General features: G+C 44.3%; 19 protein-coding genes. All 19 read right to left on the reverse strand.

All coding sequences use genetic code 11. The features are described 5' to 3' along the window. Window positions 1-165: 165 nt before the first annotated feature. The 19 genes from proS to NST40_RS19375 all read right to left on the reverse strand — a co-directional run bounded on the left by proS (window position 166) and on the right by NST40_RS19375 (window position 17,079). Complete coding sequence (gene proS / locus NST40_RS19285) at window positions 166-1,614, reverse strand: proline--tRNA ligase (protein WP_036688477.1); 1,449 nt, start codon at window positions 1,612-1,614, stop codon at window positions 166-168. 25 nt (window positions 1,615-1,639) lie between these two features. Next, a complete protein-coding gene (gene rseP, locus NST40_RS19290) occupies window positions 1,640-2,914 on the reverse strand; it encodes an RIP metalloprotease RseP (protein WP_076127839.1) in 1,275 nt (424 codons plus the stop codon). A 247-nt stretch (window positions 2,915-3,161) separates the two neighbouring features. Next, window positions 3,162-4,301, reverse strand: coding sequence for a 1-deoxy-D-xylulose-5-phosphate reductoisomerase (locus NST40_RS19295; RefSeq protein ID WP_076182634.1), 1,140 nt, complete (start codon window positions 4,299-4,301; stop codon window positions 3,162-3,164). A 23-nt stretch (window positions 4,302-4,324) separates the two neighbouring features. Then, window positions 4,325-5,128: a phosphatidate cytidylyltransferase gene (locus NST40_RS19300; RefSeq protein WP_076276212.1), complete on the reverse strand. Its 804-nt coding sequence runs from the start codon at window positions 5,126-5,128 to the stop codon at window positions 4,325-4,327. Between the two features lie 20 nt (window positions 5,129-5,148). Then, window positions 5,149-5,916 (reverse strand): isoprenyl transferase, encoded by a 768-nt coding sequence (locus tag NST40_RS19305; RefSeq protein WP_076127834.1) that lies wholly within the window; start codon window positions 5,914-5,916, stop codon window positions 5,149-5,151. 78 nt (window positions 5,917-5,994) lie between these two features. Beyond that, on the reverse strand, window positions 5,995-6,549 hold the full coding sequence (gene frr / locus NST40_RS19310; RefSeq protein ID WP_076127832.1) for a ribosome recycling factor: 555 nt from the start codon (window positions 6,547-6,549) through the stop codon (window positions 5,995-5,997). Next, on the reverse strand, window positions 6,549-7,277 hold the full coding sequence (gene pyrH, locus NST40_RS19315; RefSeq protein ID WP_036688491.1) for a UMP kinase: 729 nt from the start codon (window positions 7,275-7,277) through the stop codon (window positions 6,549-6,551). The genes frr and pyrH overlap by 1 nt, the downstream gene beginning before the upstream one ends. Window positions 7,278-7,379: 102 nt before the next feature. Further along, window positions 7,380-8,030 (reverse strand): translation elongation factor Ts, encoded by a 651-nt coding sequence (gene tsf, locus NST40_RS19320; protein WP_036688492.1) that lies wholly within the window; start codon window positions 8,028-8,030, stop codon window positions 7,380-7,382. A 132-nt stretch (window positions 8,031-8,162) separates the two neighbouring features. Then, on the reverse strand, window positions 8,163-8,864 hold the full coding sequence (gene rpsB, locus NST40_RS19325; RefSeq protein ID WP_036688493.1) for a 30S ribosomal protein S2: 702 nt from the start codon (window positions 8,862-8,864) through the stop codon (window positions 8,163-8,165). A 161-nt stretch (window positions 8,865-9,025) separates the two neighbouring features. Continuing rightward, entirely contained in the window at window positions 9,026-9,682 is a 657-nt protein-coding gene (locus NST40_RS19330) for an endolytic transglycosylase MltG (protein ID WP_342409908.1), read from the reverse strand. After that, complete coding sequence (locus NST40_RS19335) at window positions 9,679-10,257, reverse strand: hypothetical protein (RefSeq protein ID WP_076276210.1); 579 nt, start codon at window positions 10,255-10,257, stop codon at window positions 9,679-9,681. Before NST40_RS19335 ends, NST40_RS19330 begins: the two co-directional genes overlap by 4 nt. A gap of 49 nt (window positions 10,258-10,306) precedes the next feature. Further along, window positions 10,307-10,621 carry a hypothetical protein gene (locus tag NST40_RS19340; protein ID WP_076276209.1) on the reverse strand — a complete coding sequence of 105 codons (315 nt, stop codon included), beginning with the start codon at window positions 10,619-10,621 and terminating at the stop codon, window positions 10,307-10,309. A gap of 51 nt (window positions 10,622-10,672) precedes the next feature. Continuing rightward, window positions 10,673-12,076, reverse strand: a complete 1,404-nt coding sequence (locus tag NST40_RS19345) for a FapA family protein (RefSeq protein ID WP_076276208.1) — start codon at window positions 12,074-12,076, stop codon at window positions 10,673-10,675. 29 nt (window positions 12,077-12,105) lie between these two features. Next, window positions 12,106-12,894, reverse strand: coding sequence for a FliA/WhiG family RNA polymerase sigma factor (locus tag NST40_RS19350; RefSeq protein WP_076276207.1), 789 nt, complete (start codon window positions 12,892-12,894; stop codon window positions 12,106-12,108). Between the two features lie 90 nt (window positions 12,895-12,984). Further along, window positions 12,985-13,389 carry a hypothetical protein gene (locus NST40_RS19355; RefSeq protein WP_076276236.1) on the reverse strand — a complete coding sequence of 135 codons (405 nt, stop codon included), beginning with the start codon at window positions 13,387-13,389 and terminating at the stop codon, window positions 12,985-12,987. Window positions 13,390-13,397: 8 nt separating this feature from the next. Next, window positions 13,398-13,895 carry a chemotaxis protein CheD gene (locus NST40_RS19360; protein ID WP_076219965.1) on the reverse strand — a complete coding sequence of 166 codons (498 nt, stop codon included), beginning with the start codon at window positions 13,893-13,895 and terminating at the stop codon, window positions 13,398-13,400. Next, a complete protein-coding gene (locus NST40_RS19365) occupies window positions 13,888-14,514 on the reverse strand; it encodes a chemotaxis protein CheC (protein WP_076127823.1) in 627 nt (208 codons plus the stop codon). Before NST40_RS19365 ends, NST40_RS19360 begins: the two co-directional genes overlap by 8 nt. A gap of 3 nt (window positions 14,515-14,517) precedes the next feature. Beyond that, on the reverse strand, window positions 14,518-14,979 hold the full coding sequence (locus NST40_RS19370) for a chemotaxis protein CheW (RefSeq protein ID WP_036688501.1): 462 nt from the start codon (window positions 14,977-14,979) through the stop codon (window positions 14,518-14,520). A 27-nt stretch (window positions 14,980-15,006) separates the two neighbouring features. Then, complete coding sequence (locus NST40_RS19375) at window positions 15,007-17,079, reverse strand: chemotaxis protein CheA (protein ID WP_076140998.1); 2,073 nt, start codon at window positions 17,077-17,079, stop codon at window positions 15,007-15,009. Window positions 17,080-17,090 lie beyond the last annotated feature (11 nt).

Below are 17,090 nucleotides of genomic sequence, written 5' to 3' on the forward strand. Positions count from 1 at the left end.
CAACTGTTTCTCGTAAAAATATAAGAATTTATAGTGAAAACCTATAAATTCTTATATTTTAAAAAGCTTCTGGGTTCAAAAAGCATTGGGTTCTTACGGCCCGCCGACTCCTCTCGCCAGAAGCTAAATTAAAATACTACAAGACTGTTGATCGGTGCCTAAAGATTAATATGCCTTTGCAAAAACCACAGTATGCTTGGCTGGTTGGCCACAGCATATGCAGACTTGCTTAGTCTCCGCTGGATCAAAAGGAATATTGCGGCTACCCGCACCTGTCTCTTCCTTAACTTTGGACTCGCATTCTTCGGAACCACACCATCCCGCTAGAGCAAATCCACGTTTTTCGTCCATCGAAGCTTTCATTTCCTCCAAGGAATCTACAGAATAGAAATGGTCCTCACGGAATTTCAGCGCACGTTCGAACATTTCATTGTGAACCTGTTCAAGCATTGTTTGAACCTCTTCTACGAGGTTTTCCTGTTGAATAACCTTCTTCTCACCAGTGACACGTGAGACGAGAACGCAGACGCCATTCTCCATATCGCGTGGTCCAAGCTCCAAACGTACTGGCACTCCACGCATTTCATATTCATTAAACTTCCAGCCTGGGGTAACATCTGAACGATCATCTACACGTACACGAACGCCAGCATTCTTCAATTCCTTAAACAGCTCGTCCGTCCGCCCAATCACAGCTTCGCGGGTCTTAGGAGGTCCGATAGGAATCATAATAACTTGCGTTGGAGCTACCTTAGGCGGCAGAACAAGACCGCGGTCATCTCCATGTACCATAATCAAGGAGCCAATCAAGCGAGTGGTTGAGCCCCATGAAGTAGTGTGTACATACTCCAAATTATTGTCACGGCTTAAATATTGAATCTCAAAAGCTGTGGCAAACTTGGTGCCAAGGTAATGTGAAGTAGCAGCCTGAACAGCGCGTCCATCCTTCATCATCGCTTCAATAGAATACGTATCTACCGCACCGGCAAAACGCTCGGAAGGTGTCTTTTGTCCGGTAATAACCGGAATGGCAAGATAGGTCTCGACAAAATCACGGTAGTTATCCAGCATCCGCATAGTTTCTTCACGAGCTTCCGCTTCATTCTCATGCGCGGTATGCCCTTCTTGCCAAAGAAACTCAGTAGTGCGGATAAATGGCAATGTACGTTTCTCCCAACGAACCACGTTCGCCCATTGATTGATAAGTACAGGAAGGTCACGATAAGATTGAATCCATTTGGAGTACATGTGGCCGAACATGGTCTCTGAAGTAGGACGAACTGCGAGACGTTCCTCAAGTACGTCACCACCCGCTTCTGTTACCCATGGCAGCTCTGGATTAAAGCCTTCAATGTGATCCTTTTCCTTCTGAAAGAAACTCTCTGGAATGAACACTGGAAAATAAGCGTTTCGATGCCCAGTTTCCTTGAGTCGACGGTTCATTTCCTCCTGAATATGCTCCCATATTTCATAGCCTTCTGGCTTAAATACAATACAGCCACGAACAGGAGAGTAATCCATCAAGTCTCCTTTTTTAATAACATCAATATACCAGCGTGAGAAATCCTCGCTTTGCGGCGTGATTTCCGTAACGAATTGTTTATCTTTTGCCATGTAATGGAATGCCTCCCGAAGAAAATTAGCCGCTGATCAAACGTAAAATATCATTATACGTAACAGCAATCATTAATAAAAATAGCAGTGCAAAACCTACAAAGTGAACCATGCCTTCATGACCCGGATCCACAGGTTTGCCACGCAGTGCCTCTACACCTAGGAATGCCAGACGGCTTCCATCGAGTGCCGGAATCGGCAAGAGGTTAAATATCCCCAGATATAGACTCAAAATAGCGGCCCAGTATGTAAGATACTGAATACCTTGTTGAGCAATTTGACCGGTTACTTCAAACGTACGAACCGGACCTCCAATATCATCCATATTGAATTTATTGATCAATTGTTTAAAGCCCAAAAAGATAGCTTCTGTCGTATCGACCATAGCTTTTCCTGAACCTGTTATCGTCTCGCCAAAACCAGCTTTACGAGTAGGCAGCTCAGGAGTGATGCCTATTTTACCGCCTTCTTGCCCTTCCATACTACGAGGAACTAGCGTAACGTTAAGGGTTTCCTCTCCCCGCTGCAGCGTCCAGTTCATTTCTTTCCCTTTGGACTCCGAGGTCAAGCTAATCATTTTTTGGTAATCAGCACCGATCTTCTCACCATTGATGGAGACAATGATGTCGCCCTTTTGGAGTCCTGCTTCTTGCGCAGGCATTCCTTCGGAGACGTCGCCAATCTTAACAAAAGTAGGATTTTCAACTTGAATACCGACCATTTGCAAATGGATGGCGAAGAGTACAAAGGCTAACAGAAAGTTCATCACAGGACCCGCAACAATAGCCAACGCACGCTGACCCACGGTCTTGCTGCCGAATTGACGATCTTTAGGTGCAATTTGTGTCTGTTGCGTTCCTTTAATCATCATCGCTTGCGGATGAACATCATAAGTTGTAACTTCTCCGTCCACATCTAAGGTAATCTGCAATTTATCCTCGAGATCGGTATTCAGCGCCTCACCACGGATAACATTTCTACGGGTGTCTAGTGCATCCAGATAAATGTTTTTAACTTTATTGTCTTGTCCGAGCCTTACCGCAATGGTCTGTCCAGAACCAATCTCGACAATCTCAGGATCTTCACCAGCCATACGGGCATAACCGCCAAAAGGCAGTAAGCGAAGAGTGAACTGAGTCTCATTCCGTTTATAAGAAAACAGTTTCGGACCGAAACCGATAGCAAATTCCCTCACGAGAATACCGGCGCGTTTGGCAAAATAATAGTGACCCCATTCGTGTACAGTCACAAGTACAAAAAACATGAGCACCGTTAAAAAAACGACCTGAACCATTTCCAAACGTATCATCCCCCTTTAGGTGTAAGACCGAAGTATGTCCTCTTAATTTATCATTATTCTCCGATCAGGCACAAGAGAATCAACTGTCCCAACCTATTTTTAGGGCAAAGTAAGTATTTCCAGTCAAGCAATAACGCCATCGGTGTCCCTTAAGGAGACGGTACGCGTTTACGCGAGAAATATAAGGATAATGTATAAAGTGAAACTTATACTTTCTTATATTTTGAAAAGGAGATCTTTCTACGTTCTACAGTGTAGCCGCCAGTTCTCGAACACGTCTATCACAGGATTCAATTTGTTCCAGATTCGGATTATGCTCGTTATTATGACGATCTAGCACTTCTCCGATAATCTCCTCAATACGCAAGAACGAGATCTCATGACTCAAGAATCGAGCAACAGCTATTTCGTTCGCAGCATTAAAAGCTGTAGTCGCCGTTCCACCAGCTTTTCCACAATCTATCGCTAGCTTCAGTGCAGGGTAACGTTCAAAGTCCATTTCACGGAAGGTCAAACGTCCTATCTCAGCTAACGACAACCGCTGTGCCGGAGATTCCCAACGAGCTGGATAAGTAAGTGCATATTGAATCGGGACACGCATATCGGGATTGCCAAGCTGGGCAATAATACTGCTGTCACGGAATTCAACATATGAGTGAATGATGCTCTCCGGGTGCAGCAGCACATTCACTTGTTCATACGGAAGACCGAATAACCAATGCGCTTCAATAACCTCTAGGCCCTTGTTCACCATTGTAGCAGAATCTATCGTTATTTTCGCGCCCATGCTCCAATTCGGATGACGAAGCGCATCTTCTACCGTCACATCCTTAAGCTGATCACGCGTGAAGTCGCGGAATGAGCCGCCGGATGCTGTTAAAGTAATGTAGGCAATATCTGAGATGTTCTCGCCATTGAGACATTGATAAATAGCTGAATGCTCACTATCAATCGGCAACAGCTTAACTCCCTTACGATTAGCGAGATTAGTGACCAAATGGCCGGCCGTTACTAATGTCTCCTTATTGGCGAGTCCAATATGTTTGCCAGCTTCAATTGCCGCTAGTGTTGATTGAAGCCCTACGCTCCCCATAACAGCCGTTACGACCATTTCGGCATCGCCGCCAGCCGCCACTTCAACAAGCCCTTCATTCCCGCTGTAAAGCTCTATACCAGAAGGTAGGCTGGATCTAATCTCATCTGCCAGCTCTTTCGTTGCCACAGAGACTCTACGCGGGTTAAAACGACGAACTTGCTCCAGCAATAATGTTGTATTTGTTCCGGCCGCCAAGCCATCTACTTCAAAAGAGTCTGGGTGCATTGCGATGACATCTAGAGTCTGAGTGCCGATCGAACCCGTCGAACCTAGAACACTTATTTTTTTCATAGTTATACTCTCTCTCCCTTCGTTTAATAGTAAGGCATAAGCATTACAATATGTACGAATGGAAATACGATAATCCAGCTGTCACATCGATCAAGAATACCGCCATGCCCTGGCAAAAGTGTACCTGAGTCTTTAATGCCATACGCACGTTTATAAGCTGACTGCACAAGATCTCCAAGCTGTCCTAATATCGCACAAGAAAGCCCAATAAGCAATGCTCGTCCTATCGTCAAGTGTTCAGGAGCAAGCAACGCAAACACGATAGAAATAAGCATCGAGATCAGTACCCCGCCAACAGCACCTTCCACCGTTTTGTTAGGACTGATGGCCGGCCAGAGCTTGTTCTTGCCAAAGCTTCTGCCTACAAAATATGCCCCCGCATCACTGCCCCAAATGCAGAACAGGAGCAAAAAAGTCCAGAACAAACCATGTCCGTCATCCGATGCACGAGCCACGGCCATATAAGAGAAGCCCATTCCAATGTATACAATACCAGTAAACAGCAAGGCTGTTACTCGAATATCTAATTTATTTTTAGTAAAAACGGTGACCAGAAGGAACAATAACAGCAGAATCCAAATCCCTTGCTCCCAGGACAACGGCTCATTAACACCAAGCAAATTCCATGGGATCATGAAGCTTAGAATAGCTGCGTAACCCAGAACAGTAGTACCGGAAAGCGTAGGAATACCTATCATTTTGACAAATTCATAAAAACCTATAAGAGCCATAGCAATAAGCAGAACCTGATACGGCCAGTTTCCCAGTACACATAACCCTAAAAATAATATTCCGGCAACAATTCCGGTAATCAATCGCTGCTTCAAAGGTTCCATCTCCTAACAAGCTACTTCAGTCCACCATAACGGCGTGTTCGTCGTTGATATTCAGCAACGGCCTGATGCAAATGCTCTTTGTCGAACTCAGGCCAGTACACATCAGTAAACCACAGTTCACTATAGGCAACCTGCCATAACATAAAATTGCTAAGCCGAATTTCTCCGCTTGTACGTATCAGCAAATCAGGATCGGGTAAACCAGCAGTTAATAGTCTGTTGTTAATCAACTCTGATGTAATTTCTTCTGGCGACAATATACCAGCTTGGATATCTTTCCCTAAACTGCGCATACAGCCTTCTATTTCATTGCGTCCACCATAGTTAAGAGCAAAATTTAAGATCAATCCAGTATTCTCTTTTGTTCGAGCTACCGCCTCTTCCATAGCCTTACGGGTATATGAAGGTAAAGCGTCAGCGTCACCCATCATGCGTACTTGAACATTCTTCTCGATTAGCTCATCAAGCTCAATCGCCAGAAACTCCCCAGGCAAACGCATCAAGTAATCGACTTCTTCTTTCGGGCGTATCCAGTTTTCTGTCGAGAACGCATACATCGTTAAGTATTTAATACCTAATTCGTCTGCAGCGATCGTAGCACGTTTGACAGCCTTCATGCCGTTCTGATGACCCATAACGCGCGGTAAGCCGCGCCGTTTAGCCCAGCGTCCATTACCATCCATTATCACAGCCACATGCCGGGGAATGTTATCCGGTGAAATCTCGACTGACTGTTGCCTGTCTTTACGGCTCAGCCACGCTTGAATCCGTTTGATCATTTCCGTTTCCTCCAAGCTCTTATCAGAAAGAGACAAACCCCACCATTAACGGAGGGGCCTTCAGTCTCTTGAATATCATTAAACTTCCATAATCTCTTTTTCTTTGGAAACAAGCACTTTGTCAACTTCGGCTATGAACTTATCCGTTGTTTTTTGAATGTCTTCCTGATGGCCACGGGACTCATCTTCAGAGATACCGTTTTTCTCCATCTTTTTAATATCATCGTTGGCATCACGGCGAATGTTGCGGATCGCAACTTTCGCTTCTTCACCAAATTTCTTAGTCAGCTTAACCAAGTCCGTCCGACGCTCTTCAGTCAGCGGAGGGATAGAAAGACGAATAATGGTGCCGTCATTGGCAGGTGTCAATCCGATATCGGATTTCATGATCGCCCGTTCAATATCAGACATCGATGTTTTGTCCCACGGCTGAATCAACAGTGTCCGGGAATCCGGAGTGCTAATGTTGGCCAGCTGATTAATTGGAGTAGGTGCCCCGTAATATTCAACTTGAATACGATCGAGAAGCGATGTTGTTGCACGTCCTGCACGTAATGTCGCCAAGTCACGTTTTAGCGATGAAATCGCTTTTTCCATACGCTCTTCAGCATTTTTTTTGACCGATTGTGGCATTAATCTACACTCCCTTTAACAATCGTTCCGATCTTCTCACCGAGAACGACACGTTTGATATTGCCTTGTTCTGTAATGGCAAATACAATGAGCGGTATATTGTTATCCATGCATAAAGATGAAGCTGTTGAATCCATAACACCGAGGTTTTTGTTCAGAACATCCATATAAGTAAGCTGTTCGAATTTCTCAGCGGTACTATCTTTGAACGGATCAGCAGAATATACTCCATCAACCTTATTTTTCGCCATCAGAATAACTTCTGCTTCGATCTCTGCCGCTCTAAGTGCTGCAGTAGTATCTGTTGAGAAGAATGGGTTACCTGTGCCTGCTGCAAAAATAACAACACGGCCCTTCTCCAAGTGGCGAATCGCACGACGACGAATGTATGGTTCAGCAATTTGCTGCATCGAGATCGAAGTCTGTACTCTTGTTGGCACATCGATTTGCTCCAATGCATCCTGCAGTGCAAGTGAGTTCATTACTGTTGCCAGCATGCCCATATAATCTGCAGTAGCGCGATCTATGCCGCTTGCGCTGCCCGCGATCCCGCGCCAAATGTTCCCCCCGCCACAAACAATCGCAACCTGAACGCCAAGTTCTACAACTTCCTTGATCTGTTCAGCGATGGAAATAATCATGTCGGCATCAATACCATATCCGTTTTGTCCTGCCAAAGACTCTCCACTTACCTTAAGGACTACTCTCTTAAATACCGGCTGTTCCAAATGTATACCCTCACTTTCTGCAAAAGACGGAACACTACGTGTACGTGTTCCGCTCTTCTGATGCTTGCCTTTATTCAATTCTTCACATTTATGATGAAACTATTATTGATTAACTTGTGCCATAACTTCTTCAACAAAGTTATCCACTTTCTTTTCCAAACCTTCGCCAAGTTCAAAACGAGCAAAACGACGGATCGAGATGTTTTCTCCGATGGTGCTGATTTTTTCATTCAACAATTGGGAGATTGTTTTGTCAGGGTCTTTAACGAAAGTTTGCTCAAGCAAGCAATATTCTTCGTAATATTTACCAATACGTCCTTCAACCATTTTTTCAATGATTTTCTCAGGCTTACCTTCGTTCAAAGCTTGAGCTTTCAGGATTTCTTTTTCTTTCTCAACATCTTCTTGTGGAACTTCTTCACGACGAACATAACGCGGGTTTGCTGCAGCGATTTGCATAGCGATATCGCGAGCAAATTCCTTGAAGGAATCTGTTTTACCAACAAAGTCAGTTTCGCAGTTGATTTCTACAAGTACACCAATACGGCCGCCAGCGTGGATGTAAGATTCTACAACGCCTTCAGTAGCAATACGCCCTGCTTTGTTCGCTGCTGCGGACAGACCTTTTTCACGAAGCAATTCTGCTGCTTTAGTGATATCGTTATTAGCTTCTTCAAGCGCTTTTTTACAATCAAGCATACCAGCGCCTGTTCTTTCACGAAGTTCTTTTACTGCTTTTGCATCAACTGCCATTGTTTATTCCCTCCAGGTAATTGTCGTTTTCTTACATTATTCAAGGCCTTTATCCTAAAAAAAGGGCAGTGAGAGGTTATCCACCTGCCAACCACCCTTTTCATTTAAGTTCTTGTATGTGTTAGTCGCTACTTAAGCAGTAGTTGTGTCTTCGCCTTGGTGAGCTTCAACAACAGCGTCTGCCATTTTACCAGTCAACAATTTAACAGCGCGGATAGCGTCGTCGTTACCTGGAATTACGTAGTCGATTTCGTCTGGATCACAGTTAGTATCAACGATAGCTACGATTGGAATACCCAATTTGCGAGCTTCTGCAACTGCAATACGCTCTTTACGCGGGTCAATGATGAACAGCGCGCTTGGAAGACCTTTCATGTTCTTGATACCGCCCAAGAATTTTTCAAGACGATCTTTCTCTTTGCGAAGAAGGATAACTTCTTTCTTAGGTAGCACTTCAAAAGTACCGTCTTCTTCCCAAGATTCCAATTTTTTCAAGCGATCAATACGCTTTTGGATAGTTTGGAAGTTAGTAAGAGTTCCGCCCAACCAACGTTGGTTAATGAAGAACATACCGGAACGTTCTGCTTCTTCTTTTACGGAATCTTGAGCTTGTTTCTTTGTTCCTACGAATAGGATTGTGCCGTTGTCACCAGCGACGCTTTTTACAAAGTTGTAAGCTTCCTCTACCTTTTTGACTGTTTTTTGCAAGTCAATAATGTAAATTCCGTTTCTTTCAGTGAAGATATAACGATCCATCTTTGGGTTCCAACGACGAGTCTGGTGACCGAAGTGTACCCCAGCTTCTAGAAGCTGTTTCATGGAGATTACTGCCATCTTCACACACCTCCTAAGTTTGGTTTATTGTGTGTCTCCTCCGCCATGCGTCATCTTTCAGCAAGACTTTCTTCAGAAGAAAGCACCCCTTGTCGAAATCAACCGGCGTGTGTTTTAACACCGTCAATTACTATACCATATTATCTCAGTGTATGCAACGATCACTTTAAAGTTATTAATTTCTCTATTATTGAGTCAATACTTTCTCCCTTATTAAAGCTATAAGAACCGGATTGAATTTTGGTATTAATCTTACGTTTGTTTGCAGCCTCTAGAAAAGTAGACTTATCTTTAATGACACCAGCCTTCGCTAAAATATCTGTTGTTGCGGTCAATGTGCTGCCAGATGGAATTCGAACAGAAACACTAGCATTTGCTGTGACTTTAGGCGTTACAGGAGCTACAGCGGTTGGAGCGGCACTGGCCTTTAGAGTGACCTTTGGCTGCTCAACCTTGCCGTTAGTAGGCGTAGATGGCTTGTTCGGCGCAATGGCTTTATCAGAGCTCTCAGGCGTTGTAGGTGACACTGCCGGCGTGGGGGAGGCTGCAGCAGCCGGCGCAGAGGGGCTGACGTTCTCCTTGCTTTCTGCTGTCGGCCCCCCGGTCTCTGTGACTTCCTCTTTATTATCATTCTCAGCTTCCCCCGAGGAAGGTTCTGCAGCTTCATCGATGACTTTCATATTCAATTTCTCCGCACCCTGTAGAACTTGTTCTTTGGTAAGTGGGGCCGCTCCACCGGAGATCATTAGTTGAAGTAATAAAGCGCCAGTAATTAGTCCTGTGCCTAGCCCGAACAAGAATGAACGGTTCTTAATCATACCGATTCCTCCTGTTTGGCAAGTTGCAGAATCAGTTGCACTTCCCCTCGCTGAAGTCCAGCCGTCTTGGCAATGGAGTCTATCGATTTGCCCTGCTCATGCAGTTCAAACAATCTTGGGTAACGTAATTTTATCGAACTAATAGGTTTCGCTTTCACATCTGGCGACACTGAACTCATCTCTGCTGGGAGAGACGGATCTTCGTTAACACCAACTTTAACCTTCGAACCTTGTTCAACCGACACTGCAAGTTCTTTCAAACTCTTTTCTTCCTCGGCCACTCGTGCTTCTAGCTTTAAAGAGCTGTTCTGCAACTCTACCACTTGACTCTGTAATTCATTAACCTGTCCCTGCAGTACATTATGATGAGTTTGCGATTGTTGTTTAATACTACTAACTAATTGTACCAGTTCCTCATTCTCGCGCTCTATGTCTGCCATATATAGCTCAAGCGCAGCCTCTGTTTCTTTGAGGCTTTGCTGATTAGCTTTTCCTTCCTTAACACGTGCGGGAAGTAAAAGGGCATAAAGAATAGCGGCGACACCTACTAGCACAATATAAACCCATGGTTGCAAGTGCCTTATCTCCTTTTACATATCAGATGTAGATTCATGTAGATTCTTATTAAAGACTTAGATCAATACGTTGTCCTTTGTAAGGATGCTCGGCATCACGGGTTGCAGGCGGGTTCGAATGTTTATCTGAAGAAGAATTGCCACCTGAATGCTGATTGCCTTTTCCACCGCCATCACGTAAAGCGGATTCAGAAGACTCATCCACTTCTGTGCTTCGCATGGCCAATTCCTGGCTTTGTTTAACATTTTGGCCAGCCAATTGATGTTGGTCGATAGCAGGACGTTGCTGAGATTCATTCTGGATCTTGCCCGCCTCCGTGGTGCGAGGCAAAGCAATTTGCAGTTCCACCGGTTTAAGGCTCATCTTAACCCTTCTCTCACAAGTAATGGCCGGCCGCAAATGCTGCCCGCCCGATTAATTGTACGGCGTTAAAGATATATCCCCATCACTGTAAATAAACACAACCCGTTCCGTAGGATCTTTAACAAATCGGGTATATCTGCCGATCATGATCTTTGAACCGCCATAAATGGTTTTGATAACCTCAACTCTCGCTCTACCTGTATCTTCTAACATTCTTTCTATCTCTAGCACCCGTTCTTTAATTCTTTTTTCTTCACGTTGATGGGATTGTTTAGTAGCATTTAATTTGACGCGAAGCGCCACTTTATCCGCAGGGAGCTGTCCGTTAGTAGCCAATTGATTTAATAGATACAAAGCTTTAGAGGTTTTATCCTCGTTCTCCAGCAGCTGCCGCAGCTCTTGACGAAGTTCGTTAATCTCATTTCTAAGCTCTGGAACCACGCCTACCTCAATCACAGTCGCAGTGGACATGGTGTTACCTATAGTTCTTGCTACAACTCTTTCTCCAGACTGAACGATTCCACCCACAATCAAACCTTTAGAGCCGTTACAGATAACATCTCTACCCGCGCGTATATTGGAATGCATAATACTCTGAGAAACAATTACATCTTCCCCAGCGGTTACGTTTCCATCTTGAATGAAAGAAACCTTCACACTTTTCCCAGCGGTAACTTGGCCTTTGTTATATCCGATAATTCCACCAGTAATTTCAATGGAGCCCCCAGAGATTAACTCTGCACCTTCAACGCCGCCTACAACCCGAATGTCACCGGCAGACTTTACAGTGAAGCCTGAAAGGACATTCCCACGTATGACGACTGTACCTACAAAATCAATATTTCCAGTGCTGTAATCCACATCACCATTCACTTCATATACAGGAAACACATTGATTTTCCCGTTATCAGTTAACGTGACCAGCCCATCAATCGCTGCATACATCGAAGTGCCATCATTATCAATGAGTACATTTTTCCCGATTTTAAAATGAGCTTCCTTTCCAGCCTTGAAAGCAAGCTCATCACCAGTTACAGTCATCCCTAACTTTCCAGGCTGGGCAGGGATAATTTTAGCTATTAACTTTCCTTTAAGCACATTACGAAGCCGGACCAAGTCCTTATAGTCGACCTTACCATCCGCTTTCTCAAGCGGTTTGCGGTCCTCTTCCAGATCAACAGTAAGCATAACTCGTCCATCCGTGCCATGCGCAGCAGGATAACCAGCAGCAATCGGAACTTTACTCCAAAAAAACTCCTCAGGATGACTACAAATACGTTCGACAACATCACTCTTGATACCGTAGCGAATATTGTGACTGTGCAGGAAGGCTTCCAGTTCTGTAGATGAGCAGGAAAAATTCTCATCCTTTTTGGAGAACTGCAAATACGCGATTCCTTTGTCCTCCGAAAAAGTTATACTCAAGTACTGATTCAAAGCATATTGACCGATCAAATTTTGCTCCCCCTTGTCACCGCTAACGGTTAATCGTTCTGCATAAGGAGATCACGGTTCTTCTCGAGCGTTCCCCTCAGCCGCAAAATAGCTTTGGAATGCAACTGCGAAATTCTTGAAGGAGATAACGACATGACCTCAGCAATCTCACTTAAAGATAAATCTTCATAATATAAAAGGGACACAACGGTCCTTTCTTTCACCGTTAATTTCTCAATACCTTTGGTGAGCGCTTCGCGCAAGTAGAATTCATTTACCTTGCTATCCGGATTCTTAGCTTTATCGTCCACCAGTATGGACATTCGGGTCTCTGATTCCTCTTCACGAATCGGGTCTTCCAGTGAGCAAAGTGACATCACAGCCACATCCTGCAACATATTTTGAAATTCCAGTTCACTAATATTAAGGTATTGGCTCATTTCCTCGTCACTAACTGACCTTAAGTGCTTCTGCTCCAGCTGCTGATAAGCGTCCTCAATTTTTTTAGCTTTTTCCCTAACGGATCTAGGTACCCAATCACTTTGGCGTAATGAATCTAATATCGCACCACGCACACGCCAGGACGCATAGGTCTGAAATTGCAATCCTCGTTTGTAGTCGAATTTCTCAATCGCATCAATTAGTCCCATAACCCCATTGCTGGCTAAATCATCTTTGGATACATTCTTGGGTAATCCCACAGCCAAACGACTGGATACATAATCAACAATATGGAGATAACTCTCTATCAGCTTCTTTTTGGCATCAGGGTCTCTGTGTTCTTTCCACAGTTCCCATAGCTCGTCAGTTTCCAATTGAGAAGCTTTACGCTCGTTCAATAGCTTTCACCCTTCCCAAAGTTTAGTCAGCGAGCATGCGCGGCGAAATGTACCTTCCAATAAGATCACCGATTCCGCCTCAGCCCTCACTTATTCTTCTTTCAGGTGACGAACGGCCTTGGCCAATTCTTCAGGATCCTTCATCGAAACTAGCTTAGGAGGTGTAAGAGGCTTAAACCCCTCGCTATTTTCGTTTCCTAGTCCTGGCTTCGGTTTTAGTAGATTGATTAATTCTTCATCCTCATTAGGCGTGCTGATGTCCAGCTTCGCCCCAAGTTCTTCGCCGCCAGTGTCCACTTCATCCGGAGGCGATGTTTGAATCATAATAAAACCCAATACCCATCTTACGAGGAAAGCAAGCAGAAACCAGATGATAAATGCAATTAGGCTTCTTAATAAACTAGTACCCAATACATTGTTACTGTAGGTTACAAAAAAGGTAAATATGAAACCTACCAAACCCGACACCAAGTTTATCAAAATGTTTCCAATCATATTCATAATTATAGTTCCTTAGCGCCTTTTTGCACACTGCGAATAAACAATACACCAGTGTTGCAGGCTATTTCTATCGTACGGCCATAATTGCCGCCTGTGTCTTCTGCGATTAACGGAATTTTTAAATTTTCAAGTGCTAGTTTACAAGATTCAACATTACGAGGCCCGATCCTCATGGTGTCGCTCCCCCCGGCAAAGGCAAACATCTGTGAACCTCCGGCCATCTTGGCTACGATCCGGCTCCGAACCGCCCCAAGCTCTAGCAGACGGGATAAGAGCTCCGGCACTGCAGTATCTGCAAACTTAGCAATGTTTAACTGCCCTTCCCTAGCAATCTCAGATGATGGGAGCATCACATGCGCCATCCCTGCGAGCTTTTTTCCAGGGTCAAACAATGTTAATCCCACGCAGGAGCCAAGACCTGTGGTACGAATTAAACTGTCTTGGCTTCCAACGTTAAGATCCGCCATCCCTACTTTAATAATGCTTTGTTCTTCAATCATTTTCAAAAGGAACTCCTAGCGATTTGAAGATTTTCGGGAATGATTCCGGATCGGGAATAAGGAAAAATTGCCCTTCAATTTCGTTTTTTCCTTCAAAGAAGGTAGTGTCGATCAATAAAGCATCGTCCCCCATCTGCCCGAATTGCAGCAGACCGTAGCTAAGGATAGCGCCAGCCATGTCCATAGCAAGAGCCGGAACCGTTGGATACATAGAAAGTGCGGTGAAGTCTGCCAGAGAAGAAAGATACGATCCTGCTAGAATATTGCCAATTTCGCTTAGTGCAGAAAGCTCCATTTCTCCAAGCTCTTCATCACTCGATAGCTCAATGCCTGCAATACGACTAAGTAAGTTCATAGCCGCTTCTGGTGACAGAATGAAAAATAGGTTACCTGGAGCTTCACCCTCCACACGTAGAAACACCGCATATACAAGTTCTTCGGCTCCGCCAACTTTATCTGTTATTTCTTCAAAGTTAAGGAGCTGTACCTTAGGAACAGCCATATCTATAGGCTTATTCAAGAGCTGTGATAATGCGGTGGCTGCATTTCCAGCTCCAATGTTCCCAACTTCCTTAAGCACATCCATTTTGAAATCCTTATAGTGCTTAAATAGTTCCACAGGTTAGCCCTCTAGGCTTTCTAATTGAACGATTTCGCTTTTGTTAAGCACTTCTGACAAGTTAAGCATAATCAGTAAGCGCTCGTCTCCAATCTTGGCCACCCCATCCAAATACTTTGCCTTGATGCCGCCAACAACATCAGGAGGTGTATCAATAGAATCTCTGTTCAGATCTATAACATCATTTGCAGAGTCTACAATGAAGCCTACTTCCATTTCATTCACAGATACGATGATGATTCTTGTCTGATCGGTGTGTTCAGCCTCTTCGATGCCGAAACGGCCCCGCAGATCAATTACAGGAATAACAACACCACGTAAATTAATTACACCTTTGATAAATGAATAGGTCTTAGGTACGCGAGTAATGGGCATCATACGCTCAATAGTTTGTACCTTTTCAACTTCAATTCCATATTCCTCTACGCCTAATTTAAACACTATCACTTTAATATCTTCAGCCATGGAATGAACCTCCCTGTTCTATCCTAGTTATTTAATAAAAGCGTTCGGATCAATAATAAGTGCTACTTGACCATCACCAAGAATGGTTGCGCCAGATATTCCTTGTACATCAGGCAAATATTTACCCAGATTCTTAATCACAACCTCGTTCTGGCCAATAAAATCCTGTACTGCTAAGGCAACTAATCTTTCTCCCTTACGCACCACTACGATTTCTGTTTCTTCTTCGGTACTCTCATCATAATCTGGTACTGAAAAGAGACGACTTAGCGAAACCAGAGGAATATGCGAATCACGGAATTCTACCATTTTATTGCCATGGATTGTACGGATCTGAGATTGCTTCACGATTCCGGTTTCCACTATAGAGGTCAAAGGAATGGCATACTTCTCGGAACCTAATCGGATAAGCATTGCAGCAATGATTGATAGAGTTAAAGGCAGCTGCACTGAGAAATTTGTTCCTTTACCTGGAGCAGAATAAATCGTTACATTGCCGCCTAAAGAAGAAATCTTAGATTTCACTACATCCAGCCCTACCCCGCGGCCTGAAACATCAGAAATGACCTCTGCTGTACTGAAGCCTGGGGCAAATAACAACTGAAAAGCTTCATCGTCCGACATACTGGCTGCCTGCTCTTGTGTTATAACACCCTTCTTCACAGCAGATTTCAGAACCTTCTCTGGATAAATCCCTGTTCCATCTTCTTCGATCTCAATGAAGACGTGATTACCACTGTGGAAAGCCCGCAAATAGACCGTACCGGTCTCAGGCTTACCAGCAGCAACACGATCCGCAATGGATTCAATACCATGGTCAACTGCATTACGCAATAAATGCACCAGCGGATCCCCGATTTCGTCAATGACCGTTCGGTCTAGCTCAGTTTCTGCTCCTGTGATGATAAGATCTACTTTTTTGTCTAGTGACTTGGCTAGATCACGAATCATACGTGGGAATCGGTTAAATACTGTATCTACTGGAACCATCCGCAGCTTCATTACAATATTCTGGAGATCTCCGCTTACCCGGCCCATATGCTCAACCGTTTCTGTAAGATCACCATTTTGAACCTCAGAAGCCAGCTGTTCCAATCGGACACGGTCGATAAGAAGTTCACTGAATAAATTCATCAACACGTCCAAACGTTCAATATCTACACGAATGGTACGTGATGGTGCCCCACCTGTTTTATGAGCTGCCGGTTTGTTGCCCTCTTCTTTGGTTGGCAGGGGTTTAGCGGCAGAAGCCGCAGGTGCAGCTGCTGCTGGAGCCTCAGTAGTCGTGGCAGCCACTTCAGAGGCTGCTGCTGTTTCTTGACCCAGCTGTTGCAGAGAGTCTTGATCCAATGCTACTGCCGATACTTTATCAATCTCAGACAGATTTAGTATCATAGCCTGAATTTGATCAGCACTTTTTTGAGTTATGTAATAGAGAGAGAAGCTTTGATCAAATTTCTCTTGTTCAATATCCTGAACGGATGGGAAGGATTTAACCACTTCACCTGAACGCTCCAAAAGATCAAACACCATATATGCACGTACTGCCTTAAGCTGACAATCCTTGCGAATGGTTACGTCCACATATAATACTTGATGTCCTTCTTGAATCGACTGTTCTAGAACAGAAAATTGAAACTCATCTAAATGAATCGGGGTTTCAACCGCTTGTGCAGCAGGTCCTGAGACAGAAGCTGCCTCACCACCCGCAACAGGAATCTCTCCCCGGACTATAGCCTGTAAGGAGGAGACGATAGACGAAACATCCGCTTTACCCTCGCCTCCTCCCGTAATATCCTCAACCATAGACTCCAAGGCATCCAAACTTTTGAACAACGTATCAAAAATGAAATCCTGCATGCGCAGTTTGTTGTTGCGTACCAAATCAAGAACATTTTCCATTTGGTGTGTGAGTGAAGCCAAATCTTCAAAGCCCATAGTTGCTGCCATACCTTTTAAGGTATGCGCAGAGCGGAATATTACCTGTACAATACTAATGTCCTCAGGATTCGCTTCCAGCCCCATCATGCTCTCGTTCAATGACTGCAGATGATCGTTCGACTCATCAATAAACATGGATAAATATTGGTTCATGTCCATCAGTGAGCACC

It is taken from the genome of Paenibacillus sp. FSL R10-2778, from assembly GCF_038593035.1.
GTDB classification, from domain to species: domain Bacteria; phylum Bacillota; class Bacilli; order Paenibacillales; family Paenibacillaceae; genus Paenibacillus_AQ; species Paenibacillus_AQ odorifer.